Here is a 21,370-nt window from a genome sequence, read left to right as displayed (position 1 = left end):
CTTCGTCGTGGCGCCTGCGAACAGTGCTCGACCTCAGCTGATCTTGCGACGGTAGATCGTGATGGCCCAGACGTAGGCGACCAGGAGGATGCCGACGAGCCAGGCGAGGGCGATCCAGAGGTCGCTGCCGACCGGTTCCTGAGCGAACAGGTCGCGGATCGAGTTCACGATCGAGGTCACCGGCTGGTTCTCGGCGAACCAGGCGACCGGGCCGGGCATCGAGGTGGTCGGCACGAACGCCGAGCTGATGAACGGCAGGAAGATCAGCGGGTAGCTGAACGCGCTCGCGCCGTCGACGGTCTTCGCCGAGAGCCCGGCGATCACCGCGAGCCAGGTCAGGGCGAGGGTGAAGAGCACGAGAATGCCGACGACCGCGAGCCAGGCGCCGACGGATGCCCCGGTGCGGAACCCCATGATGAACGCGACGCCGATGACGATCGCGACCGAGATCATGTTCGAGACGAGCGACGTGAGCACATGCGCCCAGAGCACGCTCGATCTCGCGATCGGCATGGACTGGAAGCGTTCGGCGATGCCGCTCTGCATGTCGAGGAACAGCCGGTACGCGGTGTACGCGATGCCCGACGCGATCGTGATCAGCAGGATGCCCGGAAGCATGTAGTTGATGTACGACTCGTCGGATCCGGTGTTGATCGCGCCGCCGAGCACGTACACGAACAGGAGCATCAACGCGATCGGGGTGACCGCGGTCGTGATGATCGTGTCGGGGCTGCGGAGGATGTGGGTCAGCGATCGGCCCGTGAGAACGCGGGTGTCGCTGAGGACGTGGGCGGTCATCGTGATTCCTTTCCTGCCGCGACTGCACCTTCGGTGCGGCCGTCGTCGGCATTGTCGATCTCGCCGGTTTCGCCGACGAGTGCGAGGAACACGTCCTCGAGGGAGGGCTGCTTCTCGACGTACTCGACCTTGGCGGCCGGGAGGAGTTGCTTGAGCTCGCTGAGCGTGCCGTTCTGGATGATCGTGCCCTTGTGCAGGATCGCGATGCGGTCGGCGAGATGCTCGGCCTCGTCGAGGTACTGCGTGGTCAGGAGCACGGTCGTGCCGCTCTTGGCGAGCTGCTTGATCGTCTGCCACACCTCGATGCGCGCCTGCGGGTCGAGCCCGGTGGTGGGCTCGTCGAGGAAGATGATCGGCGGGTTGCCGATCAGGCTCATCGAGATGTCGAGGCGGCGGCGCATGCCGCCCGAGTAGGTTCCAGCCCTGCGGCCTCCTGCTTCGGTGAGTGAGAAGCGGGCGAGCAGCTCGTCGGCGATGTCACCGGGGTTCTTCAGGTGACGGAGCTTCGCGATGAGCACGAGGTTCTCCCGGCCCGTGAGCACTTCATCGACCGCGGCGAACTGGCCGGTCAGGCTGATCGACTCGCGGATGTCGCCGGGATTGGCCGCGACATCGAATCCGTGCACCGTCGCCGTGCCGGCGTCGGCCTTCAGCAGCGTCGACAGGATGCGCACGAGCGTGGTCTTGCCCGCACCGTTCGAGCCGAGCAGCGCGAAGATGCTGCCGGCCTTCACGTCGAAGTCGACGCCCCGCAGCACGTGCAGGTCTTTGAACGACTTCTCGATGCCGCGAACACGGATGGCTGGTTCGGTGGCACGGCTGGTGGCGGTGGTCTTCATCGTTCGTCCTTTCGTTCGAGATTCTTGATGGTTTCAGTGAGGCGGTTGCGCTCCTTGTCGATCCAGCGCTTGCCGGCGTATGCCGCGGCGAAGACCTCGGCGAACTCGACCGGGTCGTCGCCGACGATGTCCTCGACCGGCGTCTGGTCGACGGCCGCCCGCTCCCACAGGTCGGCGAAGTCGTTCAGCATCGTGGTCATCACGGCGGGGTCGCCGTCGGTGATGCCGCCGTTGTACATGAAGTAGCGCTCGAAGGCCTTGGCGGCGGTGCCGTAGGGCTCGGGCAGGGCCGCGATGCGGGCCTTGTACTTGCGGTACTCCTTCTTGTCTTCGAGCGATCCGGTGATCAGCTCGTACCACTTCGCAGCCATGGCTACTCTCCTTCTTCGTTCGTGCGTTCGATGCGGCTGCGGAGCTGTTCGATGCGCTCCGCGAGAAAACTCCAGGTCACCCAGAACTCGTCGAGGTACTCGCTGCCCAGCGCGTTCAGCGTGTAGACCTTGCGCGGCGGCCCCTTCTCTGACGGAACCTTCTCGACGTCGACGAAGCCGCGTTGTTCGATCCTGACCAGCAGGGCGTACACGGTGCCTTCGGCGATGTCGGAGAAGCCCTGGTCGCGGAGCCGCGCGGTGATCTCATAGCCGTAGGCCGGCTGCACCGCCAGGATCGCGAGCACGATGCCCTCGAGCGTGCCCTTCAGCATCTCGGTCGTCTGCTTGCCCATGGAACCCCTCCTTTCACTACTCGGTGTCGGTGAGTACTAGTACTCGGTGTCGTTGACTACTGGTACATAGTAAGCATGAGTACCGGTAGATAGCAACACTGAATAGCAAAAAAATCCCCCGCGTTTCGAACGCGGGGGACTGGAGCGGGAGAACAGCGATCATTGCTGCATGCGCGGATCCTCGGTGGGGTCGGCGTGCATCGACGGGCAACCGTGGTCGACCGCCTCCGGAATCAGCTCGAAGTGCCAGGGTTCGTTCACGTAGACCTGGCAGATCCCGTACTCGGCGCCGTGCTGCGACAGCCAGTACGTGCCGTCGAACGGGCCGATGTCGACGGCGGCGCCGGAAACATGAGCGGATGTCTCGGGGCTGGCGACCCACCGGCGAGCCTCCTCCTCCGACCCGTACGACGCGATCGCGTCGCGAAGCAACTGCTCCTGGTAGGCCGGCGAGCGCCAGCCGTCGTTGACGAGGAACTCGACGCCGTCGTCAGCGGCATCCGCTGCCGCCTCGCCGAGCGCCTGCACCAGAGCCGGATCGAGCTTGCCGATGCCGGGGTATCCGGTGTCGGTGAGGCGCGCGCCATCGGGCAGCACGCCGTCTGCCTCCGTCACCGGGCGGTCGGCGTCGTCGGGCTGCAGGATGCCGCCGATGGCGCGTGCGGCCGACGAATCCGGCTGGGCGGCGAGTGTTCCGATGATCGCCGCGGCCACGACGATCGATGCGATGAGCAGGAACCCGAGAAACCTGCGGAATCGACGTCGGCGTGCTGTCGTATGACTCATACGACCAGTCAAGGCAGCGCCGTGTTGCCAGCCCGTATCCGGTTCTCGATACGCCGACGATATGCTCCGGCTCCTAGCATGGGCATCATGCGCGTGCTGGTGGTCGAGGATGAGCCCTTCATGGCCGAGGCCATCCGCGATGGGCTGCGCCTCGAAGCGATCGCGGCCGACCTCGCCGGCGACGGCGACACCGCTCTCGAGCTGTTGAGCATCAACTCCTACGACATCGCCGTGCTCGACCGCGACATCCCCGGCCCCTCCGGCGACGAGATCGCCGGACGCATCGTCGCTTCGGGCAGCGGCATGCCGATCCTGATGCTCACGGCCGCCGACCGGCTCGACGACAAGGCCACGGGGTTCGGGCTCGGCGCCGACGACTACCTCACCAAGCCGTTCGAACTGCGAGAACTCGTGCTGCGGCTCAGGGCGCTCGACCGAAGGCGGGCGCACAACCGCCCGCCGGTGCGCGAGATCGCTGGGCTCCGTCTCGATCCGTTCCGCCGCGAGGTCTATCGCGACGGTCGCTACGTCGCCCTGACCAGAAAGCAATTCGCCGTGCTCGAGGTGCTCGTGAGCGCCGAGGGCGGGGTGATCAGCGCCGAGGAGCTGCTCGAACGCGCGTGGGACGAAAATGCCGACCCGTTCACGAACGCGGTGCGCATCACCGTCTCGGCGCTGCGCAAGCGGCTCGGCGAACCCTGGTTGATCTCGACCGTGCCGGGTGTCGGCTATCGCATCGGCGCCGACGGCGGGGAGCTCGAGCGTGGCTAGGGCGCCCGGCATGAGCGTGCGGCTCAAGCTCACGCTCAGCTACGCCGGCTTCCTCATGGTCGCGAGCCTGCTGCTGCTCGCCGCCGTCTGGCTCTTCCTGCTGCGGTACGTGCCGGCCGAGGCGCAACGGACCATCGGCGGATTCGTGCCCGGTCGCGACGACCTGATCCGCGCCTTCGCGCCGGCAGCCGGGGTGACGCTCGTGGCCCTCCTCGCGTTCGGGCTCCTCGGCGGATGGATCCTCGCCGGCCGCATGCTCGTGCCCCTGGGCCGCATCACCGACGCGACCCGCAGGGCCGGGAACGGCTCGCTCTCGTACCGCATCGAGCTCGACGGCCGCAACGACGAGTTCCGTGAGCTCGCCGACAGCTTCGACGCCATGCTCGCCCAACTCGAGGCGCACGTCGCAGAGCAGCAGCGATTCGCGGCGAACGCCTCGCACGAGCTGCGCACGCCGCTCGCGATCACCCAGACCCTGCTCGAGGTCGCCCGCAACGACCCGAGGGGCGTCACGGGCGAGCTCGCCGAGCGACTGCTCGCCGTCAACGCCCGGGCGATCGAACTCACCGAAGCGCTGCTCGTGCTCAGCCGTGCCGATCAGCGATCCTTCAGCAGGCAGCCCGTCGACCTCTCACTGCTCGCAGAGCAGGCGGCGGAGACACTGCTGCCCCTCGCGGAGGAGCACGGCGTGACCGTCGAGACATCCGGCGACATCGCCTCGACCTCGGGATCGCAGGCGCTCCTGCTGCAGTTGACGACGAACCTCCTGCACAACGCCATCGTGCACAACCTGCCCGAGCACGGCACCGTGCAGATGCACACGAGCACGAGCCCCGAAACGGTCGCGCTCACGATCGAGAACAGCGGCGAACCGCTGAGCCCGCAGCTGGTCTCGACGCTCACCGAGCCGTTCCAGCGCGGCAGCGAGCGCATCCGCGCGCATCATGCCGGCGTGGGCCTCGGCCTGGCGATCGTCAAGAGCATCACCCAGGCCCACGATGGCACGCTCACCATCACGCCGCTCGCGGGTGGCGGGCTCCGGGTCGCAGTGCAGCTGCCCGCCGCGCCGGCGCCGGCGTGACAGCCCTGAACTCGCCGGCCGCTACCTGATCGGGAAGTCGAAGTAGGTGTCGGGGAACGGCTCGTTCCGCAGCGTGTAGTGCCACCACTCGGTCGCATAGGAGCTGAACCCCGAACGCTCCATGATCGAGCGCAGCTGCCGACGGTTCCGGGCCTCGGTCTCGCGAATACCGACGGCGTCGTGGTGCGACACCGAGTCCATCAGGTCGTGGTCGCCGCCCATGGCGACGAGTTCGCCGGTCGAGAGGTCGAAGAGCGTCAGGTCGACGGTGCTGCCTCGACTGTGACCCGACTGGGCGGCGACGTAGCCGAGCTCGAACATCTCGGCGCGCTCGATGTTCGGGTAGTGGCGGGGCTTCGTGCGACCGTCTTCGGGCTGCCGCGACCAGCGCACGAAGTCGTCGACGGCGCGCTGGGGGCGATAGCCATCCCAGATCAGCACGCCGAACCCCTGGGTGGCGGCCGTCTCGCGAGCCCGTGCCAGCGCATCGCACAGCGCGGTCGTTCCGACGATGCGATTTGCGGTGTACCCGTCGACGGGCTTGCCGGTGAAGTTGTCCCAGGTGGCGTACTTGGCATCCCAGCGGATGCCCGGCACGAGCTCGTCGACGAAGACGAAGTCGTCGATCATCGGTCCGCTCCGTTCAGCACGGGCACCTTCAGTGCCGGCGCCTTCAGTGCTGGCCCCTTCAGCGCGAACGACACCAGCAGATCGATGACCGCGCCGAGCGAGAGGCCGGCGGCAGCCATCATGCGCGGATACCGGCTGTACGAGGTCAGGCCGGGCAGGGTGTTGACCTCGTTGAGCACGACCTCGCCGTCGTCGGTCAGGAACATGTCGACTCGCGCGAGCCCGCGACATCCCAACGCCCGGTAGATGGCCTTCGCCGTCTGCTGCACGAGCTGTCTCGCATCGTCGGGAATGTCGGCCGGAACGACCACGGCCGAGTTCTCGGAGCCGGCCTCGGGCGCACGCTCCTGGTGGATGCGGAAGAACCCGTGCGACAGCCGGATCTGGTCGACCTCGCCGACGATCAGGCCGCTGTCGTGCTCGAGCACCGCACAGCCGACCTCGCTGCCGGCGACGGCTTGCTCGATCAGCACCTTCGAGTCGTACTGCCGGGCGTCGTGCACCGCGACGGCGAGTTCGGTGCCGTCGTCCACACGACTGACGCCGAACGACGAGCCCGAGCGGGCGGGCTTCACGAACACGGGGTAGCTCAGGCCGTCGGGGTCGACGTGACCGTCGGTCGTGAGCGTTCGGAACGCCGGCGTCGCGATGCCCGCGCCGCGAACGACGAGGTAGGCGAGCGACTTGTCCATGCAGAGCGCAGAGCTCGGGATGTCGCAGCCCACGTACGGGATGCCGGAGAGTTCGAGCAGGCCCTGGATGGCGCCGTCTTCGCCGAGCGTGCCGTGCAGCACCGGCAGCACCACGTCGAGGCGAATCGTGGTGCTGCGGTCTGGCTCCTGCACGACGAGACCGTGCACGCCGCGATCGGGCGACAGCGTCGCCGGGCGGCAGTCGCCGCTCTCCCAGTCGGCGGCGGGGCCCTCGCACAGCTTCCACTCCCCGCCCGTGGTGATGCCCACGTAGAACGGCTCGTACTTCTCGAGGTCGAGGTGTCGAGCGACCTCTTGCGCCGACTTGATCGAGACGGCGTGCTCTTCCGATGCGCCCCCGAAGATAATCGCGATGTTCAACTTCTCCATGCTGATGTCCTCATCCATGCTGATGTCCTCCGAATGCGATGCAGTTGAGAATGGTGTGTTCGACCGTGTCGGCCAGGGCGCGCTCGGTGTGGAACGCCGTGTGCGGGGTGATCAGCACGTTCGGATGCCGCTGCAGGCGCACGAACAGCCGGCTCTCGATCGGCCGGGTGCGACGATCGGCGTAGAAGATGCCGTCCTCCTCCTCGAAGACGTCGAGCGCCGCGCCGCCGACGGCACCGCTCTCGAGCGCCTCGACCAGGGCAGCCGTGTCGATGAGTGCGCCGCGGCCCGTGTTGATGACGACCGCACCGGGTTTCAACTGCTCGATGCGCCGGCGATCCAGCAGGTGCCTCGTCTCGGGCATGAGCGGCGTGTGGAGCGTGACGAGGTCGCTGCGTTCGAGCAGCTCGTCGAGCGGCACGTACTCGGCGGGCGTCTTGGGGTTGCGGTCGTACGCGAGTACGCGGCATCCGAAGCCCTGCAGTCGCTGTACGACGGCGGCGCCGATGCGGCCGGTCCCGATCACTCCGATCGTCAGGTCGCCGAGCTCTCTGCCGCGCGCGACGTTCAGCCTGAAGTCATGCGCCTCGGCGCGGGTGATGATCGAGCGGGCGTTCCGCAGTGCCATCAGCATCAGCATCACGGTGTAGTCGGCCACGCCGTCGGGTGCGTACTCGACCCCCTCGACCGTGATGCCGACGCTTCGCGCGAAGTCGACGTCGATGTGATCGCACCCGGCGCTCCTCGTCGAGAGGTACTCGACGCCCGCCTCGCTCAGCAGGCGCAGCGTCGCGTTGGTGACCGGCGTCTTGTGGCTCACGCTGATGCAGCGGTTGCCGAATGCCAGCTCGATGTTGTCATCGGCGATCGCGGCGTCGACGATCGTCGGAATGACGCCGAAGCGCGGCCCCAGTTTGCGGAAGGCGGCCGCTTCGTCGGGGGCGCAGCCGTAGACCGAGATGCCCGTTCTCGCGAGCACGCGATCGCGGCTTTCAGGCGGTGCTGATCGAGTGCGCTCGCGGTAGGCCATGCCACCAGTCAAGGCAGCCGGCTGTTGTCACGGCGTATCCGGTTTTCGATATGCCGGCGATATGCGCTGTCGCCGGCACCCGAGCGTGCGTGTCAGTAGCCGAAGAGCTGGGTCCACCACGGCCCGCCGGGCGCTTCGTGCACTCCCGTGCCGAGCGTCTCGAAGTCGCAGTTGAGGATGTTGGCGCGGTGACCCGGGCTGTTCATCCACGATTCCATGACCGCCGCGGCATCCGCTTGACCGCGCGCGATGTTCTCGCCGCCCGCGTAGGCGATACCGGCGGCATCGGCGCGATCCCAGGGGCTCTGGCCGTCGAGGTTCTCGTGGGCGAAGAAATCGCGAGCGTCCATGTCGACGGAGTGCGCGAGCGCGACGGCCGCCAATGCCGAGTCGGCGCGAACGGGCGAGCACCCGGCTGCCGCTCGCTCCTCGTTGACGGTCGCGAGCACGGACGCCTCGGCAGCACCGGATCCCTGGGCGGGAGCGGGTGCCGGCTCAGGTTCGGATTCGGGTTCGGGTTCGGGGTCGGGGTCGGGCGCAGGTTGTGGCGTTGTCGGAGCTGCCGGCTCGGCCGCCTCCGCCGCGGCCGGGAGAAGGCTCGGGCTCGATGGCGCTATGGGTGCCGCTCGATCGACGTCATCGGTCGCCGGCACGAGCCGCGTCGCCGAATCCGCGGACGCCGTCGACGGTTGGCCGCCGACCGCAGCGCCGATCGCCAGCGCTGAGACGGATGCGGCACCGAGCAGGAGCGTTGCAGCTGCAGCGAGCAGCGGAAGCCGCCACCGCTTGCGGGCGGGCGTCTGGGTTCGGCGGCCCATTCGTGCTCCTGACTCGAGGTACGAGACCCCCGAACGGGGGACACGTCGACAGTACCTCAGCCGTCCAGGCGATCACCCCTCGGGTGCGCGATAGCGGCTCTCGGGCTCGAAGACGGTCTCCGCGGCTCGGTCGAGCTCGACGGAGACGGATCCGTGCCCGTCGGACAGCACGACCATGCGCGAGCCGACGACCGGCACCCGGTCGGAACTCGTGCGCATGCGCGCCGTGACGACGCGGGTCTCACCCGCAGCGTCATAGCTGACCTGCACCGTGAAGAAGGGCTCGTCGTGCACCCAGAGATTGCTGAACGTGACGTTCGTGATCACGCCCGCGCGGCGCGTTCCGAGCCGTCGCAGGCGTTCGAGCGACTGCTGCCGCGACCGTGCATGACGGATGGCTCCCGGAAGCCGGCAGAGCGTGATGATCGCCCAGACGGCGAAGACGCCACCGATCGCAGCTCCCAACTCCCGTGGGATCTCCGAGGCCGTGACGATGTGCTCGAGGTCGAAGGGCGGCAATGGATCGGCGTCGAAACTGGCGAGCAGCCAGCATGCCGCACCGACAGCGTGGCCGGCGGTCACCGTGAGCGTGGCCAGGAGTCCGGCCACCCGAACCTGGCCGAACGCGGATTTGGCGGTCTCGTGGACGCTCACGGATTGCATGATGGCCAGATAGCCGAGCACGAGTGCCGCGACGACGGCCCATGGGCTGCCGAGCACGTGAGCGATCTCAGGCGTGGGGGCGAGCCCCAGCACTGCGACGTACGGCACGGAGGAGGCGAGAGCCCACATCGTGATGCACACTACGACACGCAGCACGAGATCACCGCTGAGGCGTCCGACCGGCTGACCCGCCGGGAGCTGGGTCATCCGGGCGCCACGATCGGTGGTCGAAAACACCGGCAGCGTTTCGCCAGGCTCGGCGGTCCGCTTGGCCGACGGCTCAGCGGCGGTCTGCGGCGCCGCCGGGTGCGCTTCCCTGCTCGGTTCCGATGACACCCGCTCCACCCCTCGTCGGATTTACTGGCTGTCGGTACCGCACCCGGTCACGCCATGACCGCAGGCCCGTTCGAACTACCAGATGGTGCCGCCCCCGACAGAGATGCCACCCCACGTGAGGGCGATGAAGATCGCGGCGAACACGACGGGCGCGATTCCCTTGCCGCTGCGCGCGAGCCCCTTGAGGAGGGCGATCACGGCGAGGATCGCGGCGACGATCGAGAGGCCGCCGCCGAGGATCAGCCCGATGAACAGCGGGATGGGCATGAGCACGAGGCCGGCCAGCGCGAACCAGAACGCGGCCCAGGCAGTCGGATTGGAGCGTCGTTCAACGGAGGAGGACATACTTCAGTATCTCGTGTTCGCGGCCCGAAGGCCGCACGAAGCTCTCGGGTAGAGAGCCTTGGGTCGGCTGATGGAGGCGTTCCGCCGCTCTACGAATCGCCCGGTTTCACTTGGATGAGCGTCTGTTGTCCGACGGCGATGGCCACTCGCTGGTCGCCGTCGATCGCCCAGACGTCCAGGCGGCAGACAGAGAGGGTTCGTCCTGAACGCAGGACGGTGCCTTCGGCTTCGAGGTATTCCCCGCGCGCCGGCGCAAGGAGGTTGATCTTGTACTCGACGGTGAGGACTTCGGAGTGCTCGTCCATCAGGGTGAGGGCGGCGTAGCTGCGGATCCGCTCGGTGATGGACATGGAGCTCATTCCTCGATGGCTCCGCCGATGGAGCGCAGGTGTTGCCGGAAGGTGACGCCGTCACGATCTCGAGCGGCCAGGAACGCGGCGAACCGGGCTTGTTCGCGGAAGCTGGTGCCGAGGCTCATGTGAGCGGCTTGCAGGCGTTCGGTGTCGCGGATCGTGGTTGCCAGGGCAGCGATCTCGGCCGCGCGATCGAGGGGGAGGAAGAGCAGCCCGTCGTCATCGCCGAGCACGAAGTCCTCGGCGGTGACGGTGTGCACGCCGAATCGCGCAGCAGTGAGCGCATCGGGCGCCTGAGCGTCGAGCCGTTGCGGGCCGCCGGGCAGAGTTCCCTGACTGAAGACGGGCAGTCGGATGCTGCGGAGCTCACGGGAATCGCGGTGCAGCCCCCAGATCACGACGCCGGTGAGCCCCGCGTTCCGCACCTCGAGCGTGACGAGATCGCCGACACAGGCCTCATCGTCCCTGCCGGCGTTGTCGACGACGAGCACGTCACCGGGCGACGCGTGCTCGAGCGCCTCGAGGAAGACGTCGACGCTGCCGGCATGGCGGGCGGGGCGGGCGCGTCCGACGACATGCGTGTCCTCCCAGATCGGGCGGACGCTCGCCGGCGCCTGCCTGACCGGGATGCCCAACCGCATGATCGCGTCGGCCACGTGCGGCGTCGTGAGGTCCAAGTAGGTGCGTTGCAGGTCGATCGAGTCCATCAGGCGTCCTTCTCCGAATGAGGTCGTATGGGGTGAGCTCATCTTGCTCCTATGCCATCGACTGCTGGGTGGTACGGATCAGTTGCTCGATGAGGAGGAACCCGCCGATGCCGATCATCGCGACGCCCGAGAAGCGCGTCACGATATGCGCTGCGCGCGGCCTCCGACCACCCGGGCCCACTCGTCACGGTATACCCGGGTGATTGCGTCCTCGACGTCGCTCACGCGAACGGTCGCACCTCGATCTTCCGGTCGCAGACCTTCGAAGCCTCTGCGGCGAGGGCGAGCGCAACATCCAGATCGGGGGCCTCCCACACCCAAAGGCCGGCGAGGTATTCCTTCGACTCCACGAAGGGTCCGTCGCTGATCACCGGGACTTCGGCACCCACGTTGGGGCCATTCATGAAGTCAACGAACGACTCCGCGCGAATCCGACACCAATCGAAAAACCTGTTCAGACAAGTAGTCTCACCGCGAACACCCCGGATCCCGGCAGTGACGACCTCACCATCGCGCTGGACGTGAAATGGCACCCGGGAACAGCTCGGCCGCCCGCATCCCCTCGAGCGACGAAGACCTCATTCATCCTCCCGCTCCGCGCCCAAACGTCGCGGCGCGGTCATCAAGGGCGGCGACGAGCTTGCGCATCTCCTCATGCAGATGCTCGGCATCGCGATCGCTGTAGTGGAACGTGCGGAAGACCTTTGCCACGAGATCCTTCCCCCGTTCCTCGAGCTTGCGGCCTCGTGTGGTCAGGCGCACCAGCACAGATCGCTCGTCGGTGGTACTGCGCTCGCGCGTCACGAAACCGGCCGCCTCGAGCCGCTTGAGCAGCGGCGACAGTGTGCCGGAGTCGAATCGCAGCGCGGCGCCGAGCTCTTTGACCGTCTGTGGATCGCGCTCCCACAACACGAGCATGGTCATGTACTGCGGGTAAGTGAGCCCCAACTCGCGCAGCGCGGGCCGATAGGCGTTGTCGAGCTCTCGTGCAGCGACATGGACCGCAAAGCAGGCTAGATCATCGGGTAGGACTCCCATGGGGGCATCCTATGCCAATTTGACAGCACGCATACTAGTTGTGTACAACTCAATTGCTGCCAATATAGCTTGAGGAGCTTCCCCCATGAACGCGATATACACCGCCGTGGCCACGTCTTCTGGACGGGACAGCCGTGCCGTCACATCGGACGGCCGGCTCGACGTCATCCTCGCCATGCCGAAGGAGATGGGCGGTACTGGTGAGGGGACGAATCCAGAACAGCTATTCGCTGCGGGGTACGCAGCCTGCTTCTCGACGTCGCTCGGGATAGTGGCGAAGCGCATGGCGATCGACGCCGGCGACGTCGCAGTCACCGCAGAAGTGAGCCTGGTTCCCAGGGCGGGCGGCTCGGGCTTCGCGCTTGCAACTGTCCTTCGGGTCGAGTTGCCCGAGCACATCGCAGATGAGACTGCACGAGCGCTGGTCGACGCAACGCATCAGGTCTGCCCCTATTCGAACGCGACCCAGGGCAACATGCCCGTCGAGATCGTGATCGAATGACTCAGCTCCTGCTGTCGTCCTGCTCGCTAGATTGTCCGATTCAAGGCAATATCGGGGCTGTCCGCCTGCGCGGTCTTGGCGTCGAGATGATCCTCAAGGTGCCGGCCGTCAAGTCAGGTTCCACAGTTCGCTCATGCTCGCGAGTTCGGACCTGAACTGTGGTGGGCCCCCGTTGACAGGACGTCGAATCGCAACGGCCAGACTGGCGGCGGCGGCCTTGTGTGCGCCGGGCACGTCGATGCCGAGGACCTTCGCCATGCCGCCTCGTGCCCTCGCGCCGACACAGATCACGCGGCGGCGGGCGACTGCCAGTCGGAGTGGGCATGTCGAGACTGGTAATCGCCGCGAACCTGGGGCGGAGGCTCCACGCGAATCCTCCGCCCCTCGGGTGCGTCACTTCGGGGCGACTACCAGGAGCTCGACGTCGCCGACGCTGTCGTGTATCCGGTGAGCTTGCCGGTGACCTTGACCGAGATCCGGTGACTTCCATCGCCGGGCACGAGCTTGTAGCTGCTCTTTGTGGCGCCTTTGATGGGAGCTCCGTCGCGGAGCCACTGGTACGTGAAGCTCGTGCCTTCCGTCCAGGATCCGCGCACTGCCGTCACAGTCGATCCCACCTTGAGGGTGCCCGAGATCGTCGGGACCGCAGTGGTCAGGGTGGCCGCGACAACCGTCACGACGCGCTGCTTCGACGTCTCGTTGCCCGCGGCATCGACCACCGTGTAGCGGAGCGTGAATTCGCCGAGCGCCGCGGTGTCGACCCCTCCGGCGACCACGACCGATCCGGTCAGGTCCCCGTCGACGTGGTCGACCGCACTAACACCTGCAAGAGGATCGAAGACAGTTCCGTATACGACGGATCCGGACTCGGGCACCACGAGCAGAGGCGCGGTCACGTCGGGCATGGCCAGGCCTGCCAGGGCGGTGGCGAGGTCGTCGACCGCGACGGCGTACACCTCGTACGACGCGTCGGCAGGCACCGCCCGCGCGGCGACGAGCGCCGCGGTGAGCGCGGCGGCCGTCTCTGGCGTGTACTGCGCGGCGTCGATGGCTCCGGCGGCGGAGACCATCAGCGGCAGCCGCCGGACGACCTTCCAGTCGAGCTGGCCGGCGGCGAGGTTCAGCACGCGCAGCGCCTCGTCCACGTCATCCTGTGCGGCCACGGCATCCTCGGCAGTCCGGGTCGCGTCGTCGAGCGCTCTGCGGAACACCGCGAAGTCGATCGCGACGTACCGTTCCTCCGCTGCCAGCAGATCCTGCGCGTCGGCGGCGGCGGTCTGCAGCGCGGTGCGGTCGACCACTGGCTCCTGCGTCGCGGCAGGAGCGAACTCGAACCAGTCGAGGTTGGAGACGTAGGTGAACTCCTGCCCCGCGATCGGGTCGGCGTGCATCACGACAACGAGCCGGTGGTCGCCCGAGACCGAGCGGTCGAGCTCGACCGTGGTGGTGACGTAGTTCGCCCAACCGCCGGTCTTCGGCAGCGCGGCCGTTCCGATCCGGTTCGCCTCCGACTTCTCGTCGAGGTAGAACTCCAGTCGCGGATTCGCGCCGACACGGTCGTCGCGGGTGGAGGTGCGCACCGAAAGGGTGCTCAGCGGCGCGGCGCCGAAGGCGACCCGCTCGAAGGTCAGCTCGCCGCCGTTCCACGTACCGCCGACGTTGCCCGTCGGGCTCGTGCCCTCCTTCTTCAGCCCGTTGCCGTTGTCGGCCGTGTAGCCCTCGGCCTGCACGCGCACCGGCTCGGTCGGGACACCCTGCGGCGGCCGGAGCAGCGTTACGCGGTCGATCTCGATGACACCCGGGTCGAGGCGGAGGCTGAAGGTGGGATCCCACCCCTGAGTCTGCTCGGCGGTCATCACGGAGCCAAGCTGTCCGGAGCGGATCTTCCGCCAGGTGCCGTCCTCCTCGATCCAGGAGGTGATGGTCCCGTGGTCGACCACGGTCGCGAAGCGGTCCCCCCGGTTCCATTGCACACCACTAAGCGAGCCGACACCGATGCTCTTGCCTTGGCCGTCGACCGACACGTCGAAGCCGCTCTCGGCGCGGCTGTTGTTGTACCAGCTGTGCGCGCGGTTGCGGGGACCGTCGGTGAGGCCGATGAACAGGCTGTCTTCCGCGGCACGGGTGCCGGTGAAGCTCGCAGGCTCGACGACCAGCGCGAAGCTGTCGCCCGCCTCAGCGGGGAGGGCGACGTGGCTCCAGCGTCGGCCGTCGGCCGTCGCCTTCAGGACGCCCTCGGCGGTATCGACCGACAGGGCCGCGGCGGGCTCGTTGATGTCTGCGAACGTGGTGTACTCCGCCAGGCGGTCCGTGGAGAAGTCGTCGTCGAACGCGACCTCGCCATACGTGATGCCGTCGAGCCGCACGCGGTCGGTCGGCGCCGCGATCGTCAGAGCCTCACCGGCCCGCGTGAGCGCGTTCCGCGCGGACTGGAGCTGCTCGTCCGTTGCTGCGTTGTCGGCAAGAACGGCCTGCGCCGCATCGCGCGCGGCGACGAAGCCGGCATAGGACGATGTGGAGTATTCGCCGCGGACGACGAGCTCGGCATCCGCCATCAGTGTCGCCAGCTTGGCGCGCCACTGCGGATCGACCGTCAGGGTCAGCGTTCCGAGCCCGGAGATGCCGTCGCCGCGCACGCCCGAGGCGGCCGTGCCGCTGAAGGCGGCGTCGGTGAACGCGAGCGAGAACGACGCGCGCTGCGCGTCACCGAGGGATCCGGTCAGGCGCAGGTCGACGGTGGTGTCGTTGCGCTTCATAGCAGCGGCTGTCACGCCACCGGGGAGGCCGGGCAGGGTCAGCGCGCCATCCGCGACGAGGGCGCGTCCGTCGGCACCGGCGAACAGTGCGCCGCTCAGCGTGAGCGCCACCTGGGTGTCGACCGCACCGTCGGGCGCGACGACGAGGCGCGTGCGCTCGGCGTGCAGCGAGACGCCTCCGAACGTGACTTTGAGGGTGAGCTCGCGCGGCCCCGTGGACGGCTTCCGGCTGAAGGCCGCGTCCGAGATGCTCACAACGAGGTCATCGATGCTGTCCATCGTGCCGGACCGCTCCGCCGTGCCGGTCAGCCGCAGTGTGACGGCGCGGTCGCCGGCGCGCTCGGCGACCAGGGTCAGTCCCGCGGGCACGTTGGCCGCGGAGATGGCACCGGATGCCACGAGGTCGGCGCCGTTCGTGCCTGCGAACGTTCCGTTGGCAAGGTTCAGGGCGATCGTGTCGCCGATGGATCCGTCGCCGGCTTCTGCCTCGATGAACTCGCGCGAGTCGACCGAGATCGCGTCGGTCGGGTCGTAGATCGAGCTCGGCAGGTCGTCGCTCAGTGAGGATGGCGCGACACCGTCGGCCGCCCAGGCGGAGGGCTGCTCACCCATCGCGAAGGACAGCTTCCCGCCCGCGGTGAGCTGGTCGTAGGTGACCCACGTGCGGCCGAAGTCCTGGCCGTTCAGCGTGGCGGACTGGATGTAGTAGTCGTCGGGCGAGACGCCGTCGGCGGCGATGTCGAACGTCCGGCCAGAGGGGTAGTTGATCTGCACGTTCTCGAAGAACGGCGTGCCGATCTGGTACTCATCCGATCCGGCTGCGACGGGGAACAGGCCGATCGCTGCGGCGACGAACGTCGACGACATCGTGCCGGTGTCGTTGTCCATGGTCGGCAGGAAGCCCTGCGGGCTGTTCTTGAAGACCTTGGTCTTCAACGGCGGGGTGAACTCGCCGCCACCCGAAGGCGCCTCGTGCGTCGAGCCGGTCGCGATGTAGCGGTTCCAGGTCTCCTTCGTGTAGATGTTCCGCACCCAGTACTGCGTCTTCGACGGAGCGCCGACGTAATTGAAGAGGTACGGAGCCTGCAGGTCGATCTCGTTGGCGTTGGCGTGCAGCATCCGCCGCCCGTCGTCGGGAGCGTGCTCGCCGAACATGAAGCTCAGCGCGGACAGCGCGCGATCCTCGCCTCCCATGAGTTCGAGCATCCCGCCCATGTCGCCGGCCGCGTACCAGTTGTACTGCCACAGTGTGCCCTGGTAGACGTTGCCGGACTCGAAGCGCTCCGGGTCGACGTCGAGCCAAGCCCCGTCGGCGCTCTTCGGCACGATCAGGCCGCTGGTGCTGCCATCGGCGAGCCTGACGGCATCCTTCTTGTAGAGGTTCGTCCAGTTCGCGGCGCGCAGCCGGTAGTCGCCGGCCTCGTCGGTCATGCCGAGCGAGTCAGCGATCGTCGCCATGGCCCAGTCGTCGTAGGCGGTACCGAGCGTGTCATCCGCTTCGTTCGCGATGTACCCGCGCTTGACGTTGTCGGCGTTCGCGTAGCCGCCCTGAGACTGGGAGACGAGCGCCGGCCAGGCGCGGTCGAGTCCGTGCAGCTCGGCGCCCTTCGCGATTGCGTCGGCGACCACCACGGCGGCACGCTCGAAGCGCACGGTGGGCACCGCGTGCACGGCGCCGGAGAGCGAGCTCTTGCCGCTGTCGGCGAAGGTGGCGTACAGGTCGACGATCGATTGCGCGATGTCGCGGAACACCTCCGGGTAGCCGATCGCGAGGATCTCGTACTTGCGGAAGTCGTCCCAGAATCCCCAGCCGTCGTAATGCGTGTAGCCGTCGGCCGCGTGCACCACGCCGTCGAGGCCGCGGTAGGTGCCGCTCGTGCTCGTGGCGTTCATCGGCATGCCGAACATGCGGTACAGGTGCGTGTAGAACAACGTCCGGAGTTCACCGTCGGGGTCGCTGACGTCGGACGCGGTCACGGCGAGCCGGCCGAGGATCTCGTCCCAGGCAGCCGACGTGTCGGTGCGCACCTGCTCGAAACTGCGCTCCCCCATCTCGACGCCCAGATCGATGCGAGCCTGGTCGGCGCTGATCGGCGAGATGGCGACCTTGAGGCCGACCTGCTCTCCCGCGGCGACGTCGAAGTCGAGGACCGCGCCGATGTCGGTGCCCTCTCGGTGCACGGCCGTGCCGAGGGCGCCGGAGCCAGCCCACGTGCGCACATCCTTCGCCGCGGACGTGGTCTCGGCGTAGTAGTGCATCTTGTAGTCGTAGCCGTTGAAGTGGCCGGCGAATTCGCCGGAGAGGGCGATCCGGCCGTCGTCGAGCGTCGCGATGTCGAGCACGGCGCCGTTGCGGCGGGTGAAGTTGTTGCGCAGGTCGACCACGAGCGAGGCCGTGCCCGCCTTCGGAAAGGTGAAGCGGTCCTGGCCCGTACGTACGTCGGCGGTGGCCTCCGCGAGGATCGGCTCCGCACCCGCATCGACGGTGACCGCGCCGTCTGCGCCTGTGGTCGTGGTGAGTTCGACGCCATAGTAGCCGGGCTCGGCGTCCTCGGCGTCGTGACTGTAAGTCTTCGCGTACGAGTCGGTGACGGCCTGTTCGCATAGGTCACGTACGTGGGCACGACGAGCAGGTCGCCGCCGCCGCCCGAGCCGCCCACACCGTTGAGATTGGTGTGGGTGAAGCCGGCTATCTGGTCTTCGGCGTAGTCGTAGCCGCTGTGCGAGCGGCCGCCCGTCGTCATCGGGTTGATCTTGACGATCGAGTTGGGCGCCTCGGCGCCGGGCAAATCCTGCCCGAAATCGTCCTCGGTGGAGACGAACGAATTGACGAGATCGGTGAAGTCGGTGGCATCGACGGGCGCGGCAGGTGCGGCGGGCTCGGCGGCGGTCGCCGGGACCGGGACAAGCCCGGTGAGGAGTAGAGCTGCGAGCGCGCCGCCGGCGACGAGCCCGAGAGGGCGGGATGACTTGGACATGCGCTGTGGGTTCTCCTGGGTACGGGATAGAGAGGTGCGGCTTGCGCCGCGAGCGGATGCGCCGGATCGGGACCGCGAGCGATCCCTACCCGGGCGTTCTACTTCTGCTTGCCCTTGACCACGGGGACTGTCGCCTCCGAGGTCTCGGACGCGGTCGCATAGCCGGACAGGGATCCGGTGACCTCGACGGAGATCCGGTGGCCCGCGTTGGGTCCGGTCACCTTGAGCGATACGCCCGTCGCGCCAGGGATCGGCACGCCGTCGCGCAACCAGCGGTAAGCGAGCTTGGCGCCCTCGGTCCACGTCCCCGGCAGCGCCGTCAGCACGCCACCGACCTTCGCAGGACCTGAGACGATCGGCACTTCGGTGGCTAGCGTCGCCTCGACGACCGTCACGATCCGCTCCACGGTGCTGGTGTTTCCGCGGGCGTCCGTCACCGCGTAGGTGAGCGTGTGCGCGCCGAGGGCTTCGGTGTCGATCGAGCCCGTGACGGTGACCTTGGCAGTGAGGTCGCCGTCGACGTTGTCCCTCGCCGAGACTCCGGCGAACGGGTCGAACGCGGACCCGAACGCGACATCGCCGCTGGCCGGCACGGTGAGCTCGGGCGCGGCGTCCTTGGTGAGGACGACCTCGTCGACCACGCTGTTCACGGGCTTCGACGCACCATTCGCCTGGCTGCGCAGCGTGCGGAGCGTGAAGGATCCGTCGGTCACTTCGATCACCGAGTAGTTGCGCACCTTCTCCTGATTCTTCACCGAGGCCCACCAGGCGTCGGGCGCGGTCGTGTCGTAGTACTTCGATCCGCTGGACGAGTTGGCCGTGAGATACAGCACCTCACCGGCCTTCGCCTCCACCCGGTTCTGACCCGACAGTTCGGTCGAGTTCGCGAGCTGACCATCCTTGATGAGGTAGCTGCGGGTGTAGTTGTGGTCGTGACCCATCAGGACGACATCGAAGCCGAGCTTCGAGATTTCGCCGGGCAGGGTGCTGCGCCGATCCAGGATGTCGCCGTCGTTGACGTGCGCGGCGACCGAGTAGATCGAGTGGTGGAACGCGAGCACCTTCCACTTCGCTTCGTCGCCGTGCTCGGCGATGACCTTCTCCATAAAGGCGAAGTGCGAGGCGTTGTCGCGACTGTTCGAGTTGATGTTGAGGAACAGCACGTCCTTGTAGATGAACCAGTAGTCGCCACCCGAGGCGGTGGCGCTACCCGCGCCTGCTGTGAGGTCCTCGTTCGGCAGGTTGAAGTGCTGCTCGTATGCCTTGGATCCGACGTCGTGGTTGCCGTTGGTCGCCACGAGCGGGATGCTTCGCAGTTGCTCGGGCTTGAGGAACGCGTTGTACTCGTTCTCGTTGGGAGCGCCTTCGACCTGGTCGCCGGCCGAGAACAGCAGCTCGGCGTCGGGATAGCTCGCGGCGGCGACGTTCACCGTGTCGACCCAGCCCCGCTCGTCGGCGGCGAGGTTGCCGGACGCGCCGACCTGCGGATCGCCGAAGAAGAGGAACGAGAAGTCGCCCGAGAACGCCTGGGTGCGAAAGATGTAGGCCGGCGACCAGCCGTTCTCATCGCTGCCCACACGGTACGCGTAGGGCGTGTTCTCCTCGAGGCCGGTGAGCGTGGTGTCGCGGAAGAATTGGCCGCTCGTCGTGCCCCCGGTCTTCGTCGTGGCGAACACCGCAGCCGAGTCGGGGAACACGCCGTCGACGACGTCGGAAGCCTTGGCGAGCTGGGCGCCCTGCGGCACGTCGGCATCCGAGTACCAGGTCAGGTTGCGCTGGGCTTCGGTGGCGCCGACGCCGAGCACGACATCCGAGATGTTCACCACGATCGGGCCGCCGGTCTTCTCGACCGGCACGAGCGACTTCAGGTCCAGGTAGATGTCGCTGCTCGACTCTCGGTCCTGGTACAGGGCCACCGCAATCGTGTTCTCGCCGGCGACGAGCGCCTCCGCAGGGATCGTGAATGTGCTCGTCACCGGGTCGCCGCCGCTGGCGCCGGCATAGGCGAGGTTCTGGTTGGGCGCGGCGTCAACCCGGCCGTCCACGAAGCCGGCGACCTTCTGACCGTTGACGTAGATCCGCACCGCGTCGTCATACGTGATCGTCCCCTGCAGCGAGGCGACCTGCTCGAGCTGTCCATCAGTGAGGGCGATGTCGGTGCGGAAATGGTACGTGGGGACCACCGGCTGCGCGAACCCGTCGATGTAGTGGCGGAGCGTGGTCGTGATTGGGAAGTTCGCCCCGATGGTCCCGGCGCCGCCGTTCTTCGCGCCGAAGGCGCCGGGGGACTCGTTCCACGCCATGTCGTCGAAGCCCGCGGTCGTCCAGGACAGGGTGCCGTCGCCTGACGGATCAGTGTTGCTGTCGGAGTACTTCCAGATGTCCGTCGTGCTGAGGAACGTGTCGGGAAGGGTCGCCGGACCGAACTCGAAGTAATCGAGGTTGCCGGCGTACGGGTGGTTCGCATCGGGTGTCACGTGCATCGCGACGATGAGTTTGTGCGCGCCCGAAACTTCGGCTGGCAGGCTCACGGTGGTCGTGCTGTACGCGTTCCAGTTGGATCCCGTGACCGGCAGCGGCACGGTGACCAGCTTTCCGGCATCTGTCTTCTCGTCGAGGTAGAACTCGAGGTTAGGGTTGGCGCCCACCCGGCTGGAGTTGTTCACGTAGCGCACCGTGAGCGAACCGAGCGACGCGGTGCCGAGCTCGACCTGGTCGAACGTGATCTCGGCGCCGTCCCACGTGCCGCCGACGTTGCCGAGCGGTGTGCCCGTGGCGTCCGCGCCGGTCTCCTTCTTGGTGCTGCCGCCGTTGGAGGACGTATAGTCCTCGGCCTGGATCCGGACCGGCTCGGCGGTTGCGTCCATGATGTTGGCGACCGCTGTCGTGGGCAGTTCTGTCGCGACGGCCGCCGGGGCCGCGGTCAGGAGCGAGCCGGCGGTGAGGGCGAGAAGGATCGCGCCGGCAACACCTCGGCGACCGGCGCGGGGATGGCGCGAGTCGGGAACGGGGTCGGGCACGATCGAGGGCACGTCGATGGTCAGCAAGTTGTCACACGCCGATCTTGGGTCTTCTGCACGAGGGAACGGGGCGCGATGCGCCTCGACGAGTTTCCGCGAGGTGGATGTCGGTC

General features: G+C 67.6%; 20 protein-coding genes and 2 pseudogenes. 3 read left to right on the top strand and 19 right to left on the bottom strand.

The features are described from left to right. Nucleotides 1-33: 33 nt before the first annotated feature. From H521_RS0107560 to H521_RS22095, 5 genes are all read right to left on the bottom strand, one after another. On the bottom strand, nucleotides 34-798 hold the full coding sequence (locus H521_RS0107560) for an ABC transporter permease (RefSeq protein WP_022892422.1): 765 nt from the start codon (nucleotides 796-798) through the stop codon (nucleotides 34-36). Beyond that, complete coding sequence (locus H521_RS0107555; protein WP_022892421.1) at nucleotides 795-1,637, bottom strand: ABC transporter ATP-binding protein; 843 nt, start codon at nucleotides 1,635-1,637, stop codon at nucleotides 795-797. Before H521_RS0107555 ends, H521_RS0107560 begins: the two co-directional genes overlap by 4 nt. Further along, nucleotides 1,634-2,008 (bottom strand): DUF1048 domain-containing protein, encoded by a 375-nt coding sequence (locus H521_RS0107550; protein WP_022892420.1) that lies wholly within the window; start codon nucleotides 2,006-2,008, stop codon nucleotides 1,634-1,636. Before H521_RS0107550 ends, H521_RS0107555 begins: the two co-directional genes overlap by 4 nt. 2 nt (nucleotides 2,009-2,010) lie before the next feature. Further along, a complete protein-coding gene (locus H521_RS0107545; RefSeq protein WP_022892419.1) occupies nucleotides 2,011-2,361 on the bottom strand; it encodes a PadR family transcriptional regulator in 351 nt (116 codons plus the stop codon). A gap of 159 nt (nucleotides 2,362-2,520) precedes the next feature. After that, nucleotides 2,521-3,147, bottom strand: coding sequence for a M15 family metallopeptidase (locus tag H521_RS22095; RefSeq protein ID WP_084512056.1), 627 nt, complete (start codon nucleotides 3,145-3,147; stop codon nucleotides 2,521-2,523). 87 nt (nucleotides 3,148-3,234) lie between these two features. Between H521_RS22095 and H521_RS0107535 the strand changes: the two genes are divergently transcribed. Both H521_RS0107535 and H521_RS0107530 read left to right on the top strand, forming a co-directional pair. Continuing rightward, the gene (locus H521_RS0107535) at nucleotides 3,235-3,918 is read left to right on the top strand and encodes a response regulator transcription factor (RefSeq protein WP_026482057.1); all 684 of its coding nucleotides are present in this window, start codon (nucleotides 3,235-3,237) and stop codon (nucleotides 3,916-3,918) included. 10 nt (nucleotides 3,919-3,928) lie between these two features. After that, complete coding sequence (locus tag H521_RS0107530; protein WP_022892416.1) at nucleotides 3,929-4,999, top strand: sensor histidine kinase; 1,071 nt, start codon at nucleotides 3,929-3,931, stop codon at nucleotides 4,997-4,999. Nucleotides 5,000-5,020: 21 nt separating this feature from the next. Here H521_RS0107530 and vanX read toward each other — a convergent pair whose 3' ends face one another. From vanX to H521_RS22065, 10 genes are all read right to left on the bottom strand, one after another. Further along, nucleotides 5,021-5,629 carry a D-Ala-D-Ala dipeptidase VanX gene (vanX, locus tag H521_RS0107525; RefSeq protein ID WP_022892415.1) on the bottom strand — a complete coding sequence of 203 codons (609 nt, stop codon included), beginning with the start codon at nucleotides 5,627-5,629 and terminating at the stop codon, nucleotides 5,021-5,023. Continuing rightward, on the bottom strand, nucleotides 5,626-6,711 hold the full coding sequence (vanA, locus tag H521_RS22090) for a D-alanine--(R)-lactate ligase (protein ID WP_022892414.1): 1,086 nt from the start codon (nucleotides 6,709-6,711) through the stop codon (nucleotides 5,626-5,628). The genes vanX and vanA overlap by 4 nt, the downstream gene beginning before the upstream one ends. 10 nt (nucleotides 6,712-6,721) lie before the next feature. Next, on the bottom strand, nucleotides 6,722-7,690 hold the full coding sequence (locus H521_RS0107515; RefSeq protein ID WP_022892413.1) for a D-isomer specific 2-hydroxyacid dehydrogenase family protein: 969 nt from the start codon (nucleotides 7,688-7,690) through the stop codon (nucleotides 6,722-6,724). Between the two features lie 143 nt (nucleotides 7,691-7,833). After that, the gene (locus H521_RS22085; RefSeq protein ID WP_051159204.1) at nucleotides 7,834-8,559 is read right to left on the bottom strand and encodes a CAP domain-containing protein; all 726 of its coding nucleotides are present in this window, start codon (nucleotides 8,557-8,559) and stop codon (nucleotides 7,834-7,836) included. Between the two features lie 72 nt (nucleotides 8,560-8,631). Further along, nucleotides 8,632-9,429, bottom strand: a complete 798-nt coding sequence (locus H521_RS22080; protein ID WP_211215486.1) for a hypothetical protein — start codon at nucleotides 9,427-9,429, stop codon at nucleotides 8,632-8,634. A gap of 204 nt (nucleotides 9,430-9,633) precedes the next feature. Continuing rightward, the gene (locus tag H521_RS0107500) at nucleotides 9,634-9,903 is read right to left on the bottom strand and encodes a hypothetical protein (RefSeq protein WP_022892411.1); all 270 of its coding nucleotides are present in this window, start codon (nucleotides 9,901-9,903) and stop codon (nucleotides 9,634-9,636) included. A gap of 89 nt (nucleotides 9,904-9,992) precedes the next feature. After that, nucleotides 9,993-10,253, bottom strand: a complete 261-nt coding sequence (locus H521_RS22075; RefSeq protein WP_211215485.1) for a PaaI family thioesterase — start codon at nucleotides 10,251-10,253, stop codon at nucleotides 9,993-9,995. A 5-nt stretch (nucleotides 10,254-10,258) separates the two neighbouring features. Then, nucleotides 10,259-11,005, bottom strand: a complete 747-nt coding sequence (locus tag H521_RS0107490) for an RraA family protein (RefSeq protein WP_245560949.1) — start codon at nucleotides 11,003-11,005, stop codon at nucleotides 10,259-10,261. 179 nt (nucleotides 11,006-11,184) lie between these two features. Next, complete coding sequence (locus tag H521_RS26230) at nucleotides 11,185-11,367, bottom strand: YciI family protein (RefSeq protein WP_084512098.1); 183 nt, start codon at nucleotides 11,365-11,367, stop codon at nucleotides 11,185-11,187. Nucleotides 11,368-11,545: 178 nt separating this feature from the next. Further along, complete coding sequence (locus H521_RS22065) at nucleotides 11,546-12,001, bottom strand: MarR family winged helix-turn-helix transcriptional regulator (RefSeq protein WP_022892406.1); 456 nt, start codon at nucleotides 11,999-12,001, stop codon at nucleotides 11,546-11,548. An 85-nt stretch (nucleotides 12,002-12,086) separates the two neighbouring features. Between H521_RS22065 and H521_RS0107465 the strand changes: the two genes are divergently transcribed. Beyond that, nucleotides 12,087-12,503: an organic hydroperoxide resistance protein gene (locus H521_RS0107465; protein WP_022892405.1), complete on the top strand. Its 417-nt coding sequence runs from the start codon at nucleotides 12,087-12,089 to the stop codon at nucleotides 12,501-12,503. A 407-nt stretch (nucleotides 12,504-12,910) separates the two neighbouring features. On the opposite strand, the gene H521_RS26650 is transcribed toward H521_RS0107465, so the two are convergent. The 4 genes and pseudogenes from H521_RS26650 to H521_RS24940 form a co-directional block, all read right to left on the bottom strand. After that, nucleotides 12,911-13,408 carry an immunoglobulin-like domain-containing protein gene (locus H521_RS26650; protein WP_245560957.1) on the bottom strand — a complete coding sequence of 166 codons (498 nt, stop codon included), beginning with the start codon at nucleotides 13,406-13,408 and terminating at the stop codon, nucleotides 12,911-12,913. 432 nt (nucleotides 13,409-13,840) lie between these two features. Further along, nucleotides 13,841-17,842 (bottom strand): annotated as a pseudogene (locus tag H521_RS24945) (glycoside hydrolase domain-containing protein); the annotation flags it as partial. 29 nt (nucleotides 17,843-17,871) lie between these two features. After that, nucleotides 17,872-18,237 (bottom strand): annotated as a pseudogene (locus H521_RS26645) (hypothetical protein); the annotation flags it as partial. Between the two features lie 98 nt (nucleotides 18,238-18,335). Continuing rightward, the gene (locus H521_RS24940) at nucleotides 18,336-21,284 is read right to left on the bottom strand and encodes an immunoglobulin-like domain-containing protein (protein WP_022892402.1); all 2,949 of its coding nucleotides are present in this window, start codon (nucleotides 21,282-21,284) and stop codon (nucleotides 18,336-18,338) included. Nucleotides 21,285-21,370: the final 86 nt, after the last annotated feature.

It is taken from the genome of Agromyces subbeticus DSM 16689 (assembly GCF_000421565.1).
In the GTDB taxonomy this organism is placed as follows: domain Bacteria; phylum Actinomycetota; class Actinomycetes; order Actinomycetales; family Microbacteriaceae; genus Agromyces; species Agromyces subbeticus.
The sequence above is the reverse complement of the archived record's forward strand: the minus strand, read 5'-3'. Positions and strand labels throughout refer to the sequence as shown.

Bases quoted from the DNA above. Each gene is read 5' to 3' on its own strand.
- H521_RS0107560 (WP_022892422.1), bottom strand. From the start codon at position 798: ATGACCGCCCACGTCCTCAGCGACACCCGCGTTCTCACGGGCCGATCG.
- H521_RS0107555 (WP_022892421.1), bottom strand. From the start codon at position 1,637: ATGAAGACCACCGCCACCAGCCGTGCCACCGAACCAGCCATCCGTGTT.
- H521_RS0107550 (WP_022892420.1), bottom strand. From the start codon at position 2,008: ATGGCTGCGAAGTGGTACGAGCTGATCACCGGATCGCTCGAAGACAAG.
- H521_RS0107545 (WP_022892419.1), bottom strand. From the start codon at position 2,361: ATGGGCAAGCAGACGACCGAGATGCTGAAGGGCACGCTCGAGGGCATC.
- H521_RS22095 (WP_084512056.1), bottom strand. From the start codon at position 3,147: ATGAGTCATACGACAGCACGCCGACGTCGATTCCGCAGGTTTCTCGGG.
- H521_RS0107535 (WP_026482057.1), top strand. From the start codon at position 3,235: ATGCGCGTGCTGGTGGTCGAGGATGAGCCCTTCATGGCCGAGGCCATC.
- H521_RS0107530 (WP_022892416.1), top strand. From the start codon at position 3,929: ATGAGCGTGCGGCTCAAGCTCACGCTCAGCTACGCCGGCTTCCTCATG.
- vanX (WP_022892415.1), bottom strand. From the start codon at position 5,629: ATGATCGACGACTTCGTCTTCGTCGACGAGCTCGTGCCGGGCATCCGC.
- vanA (WP_022892414.1), bottom strand. From the start codon at position 6,711: ATGGAGAAGTTGAACATCGCGATTATCTTCGGGGGCGCATCGGAAGAG.
- H521_RS22085 (WP_051159204.1), bottom strand. From the start codon at position 8,559: ATGGGCCGCCGAACCCAGACGCCCGCCCGCAAGCGGTGGCGGCTTCCG.
- H521_RS22080 (WP_211215486.1), bottom strand. From the start codon at position 9,429: ATGACCCAGCTCCCGGCGGGTCAGCCGGTCGGACGCCTCAGCGGTGAT.
- H521_RS0107500 (WP_022892411.1), bottom strand. From the start codon at position 9,903: ATGTCCTCCTCCGTTGAACGACGCTCCAATCCGACTGCCTGGGCCGCG.
- H521_RS22075 (WP_211215485.1), bottom strand. From the start codon at position 10,253: ATGTCCATCACCGAGCGGATCCGCAGCTACGCCGCCCTCACCCTGATG.
- H521_RS0107490 (WP_245560949.1), bottom strand. From the start codon at position 11,005: ATGAGCTCACCCCATACGACCTCATTCGGAGAAGGACGCCTGATGGAC.
- H521_RS26230 (WP_084512098.1), bottom strand. From the start codon at position 11,367: ATGAATGGCCCCAACGTGGGTGCCGAAGTCCCGGTGATCAGCGACGGA.
- H521_RS22065 (WP_022892406.1), bottom strand. From the start codon at position 12,001: ATGGGAGTCCTACCCGATGATCTAGCCTGCTTTGCGGTCCATGTCGCT.
- H521_RS0107465 (WP_022892405.1), top strand. From the start codon at position 12,087: ATGAACGCGATATACACCGCCGTGGCCACGTCTTCTGGACGGGACAGC.
- H521_RS26650 (WP_245560957.1), bottom strand. From the start codon at position 13,408: ATGCCCGACGTGACCGCGCCTCTGCTCGTGGTGCCCGAGTCCGGATCC.